At 65.3% G+C, this 1538-nt stretch carries 3 protein-coding genes; 2 read left to right on the top strand and 1 reads right to left on the bottom strand.

What is annotated here, in order from left to right; genetic code table 11:
* Positions 1-223 (bottom strand): helix-turn-helix domain-containing protein (locus I5W_RS29630; RefSeq protein WP_083893504.1); only part of this gene is annotated, 223 nt, incomplete at its 3' end.
* A gap of 147 nt (positions 224-370) precedes the next feature.
* Between I5W_RS29630 and I5W_RS08770 the strand changes: the two genes are divergently transcribed.
* On the top strand, positions 371-892 hold the full coding sequence (locus I5W_RS08770) for a sigma-70 family RNA polymerase sigma factor (protein WP_044528939.1): 522 nt from the start codon (positions 371-373) through the stop codon (positions 890-892).
* 26 nt (positions 893-918) lie between these two features.
* Positions 919-1538, top strand: a 620-nt coding sequence (locus I5W_RS08765; RefSeq protein WP_044528938.1) for a FecR domain-containing protein, incomplete at its 3' end; no start/stop codon positions are given.

Genomic DNA, 1538 nt, shown 5'->3' with positions numbered 1-1538 from the left:
CCGATAATTCCTGTAGCGCTTCCAGCACGGACAGGAAAATCCCGAGGGAAACTCCAGGATCGCCCAGTTCCAGCCGCCCTAGGGTGGTCCGATGGATACGGGTGATCTGCTCCAGCTGTTTTAACGTTAGCTTGCGCGCTTTACGAACGCGGCGGATCCGATGGCCCAGATTAACCAGCGTTTCTCGGACAAGATCGGTGTGGAAGCCTGATTTTTGATGCATATAGCCATCATATCTACGGTTTTGATGCTTATCTACTTCCTTTGGTGAAGGTTCGGGCAATAAAGCAAAGCAGGGGCGCGTTGTAAAACTTCACATCCAAGAATAAAATGAGAATTATTACTATCTAGACTCTTCACCTTCGCCCCCATGTCCGTCCCGCACTCCGCCGATGCCCAGCGCTTCCACACGCTCTATCGCCAGCATCATGGCTGGCTGCAGCAATGGTTGCGGGCGCGCCTGGGCAGTAGCGTCGATGCCGCCGATCTGGCGCAGGATACCTTCGTGCGGGTGCTGGGCAAGCCGCGTGCGCTCGACGAAGTGCGCGAGCCGCGTGCCTGGCTCAGTCGCATCGCCCATGGGCTGGTGGTGGACAAGGTGCGGCGCGATGAAGTCGAACGCGCCTGCCTGGACGCCATCGCCCGCCTGCCCGAGCCGCAGGCGATCTCGCCCGAGGCGAGGTTGCTGCTGGTGGAGGCGCTGGCGGCCATCGATGCCATGCTCGAAGGCCTGGGCGCCAGGGCGCGCGAGGCTTTCCTGATGTCGCGCCTGGAAGAGATGAGCTATCCCGAGATCGCGCGGCGCATGGGCGTGTCACTGAGCAGCGTGGAGAAATACATGGCCGCCGCCATCCGCCATTGCTATCTGATGCGGCAATCCTGGCAGCGCTAGGCGGCCATCCTCAGTACCTCTGCACCATGGCCGCCCGCCCATCTCCCCAGCCGCCAGCCGCCGACCCGATCCTGGATCAGGCCATCGCCTGGCTGGTCAAGTTGCGTGCCGACGCCGGTCGCACCGCGCCGGACGCCGTCTTGCAGGCGCGCATCGATGCCTGGCGCCTGGCCGATGCGCGCCATGAGGCCGTATGGGGCGAGCTGATGGCCGCTGAAGCCCAGTTCCAGCGCCTGGTGGCCTTGCCGGTGTCACCTGAGCAATGGCAGCAGCCGCTGTCCGAGCTGACCCGCACCCGAACGCGCCGTCAGGCGCGCCGGCGCTGGCTGGGTGGCGTGACACTGGGGCTGGGCGGTCTGGCCCTGGGGGCGCTGGCCGCGCGCCAGGCCGGTCTGTGGGAAGGGCTGGACGGTCAGCGCTACGCTACCGCGACCGGCCAGCACAGACGCCTGGCCTTGGGCGATGGCACGCAACTGGCCCTGGATACCGATACCAGCGTGCAGGTGCGTTTCGACGGCCGGCAGCGGCTGCTGGTGCTGCAGCAGGGCGACATCTTCATCGACACCGGCAAGGATGCGCTGGCCCCGCAGCACCGGCCCTTCCTGGTGCAGACCGCCCAGGCCCGCCTGCAGGCGCTGGGCACGCG

Origin of the sequence: Herbaspirillum sp. B65, from assembly GCF_000333555.1 — a bacterium.
Classification (GTDB): Bacteria; Pseudomonadota; Gammaproteobacteria; order Burkholderiales; family Burkholderiaceae_D; genus Herbaspirillum; species Herbaspirillum rubrisubalbicans.
This window is presented reverse-complemented; position numbering and strand designations above follow the sequence as displayed.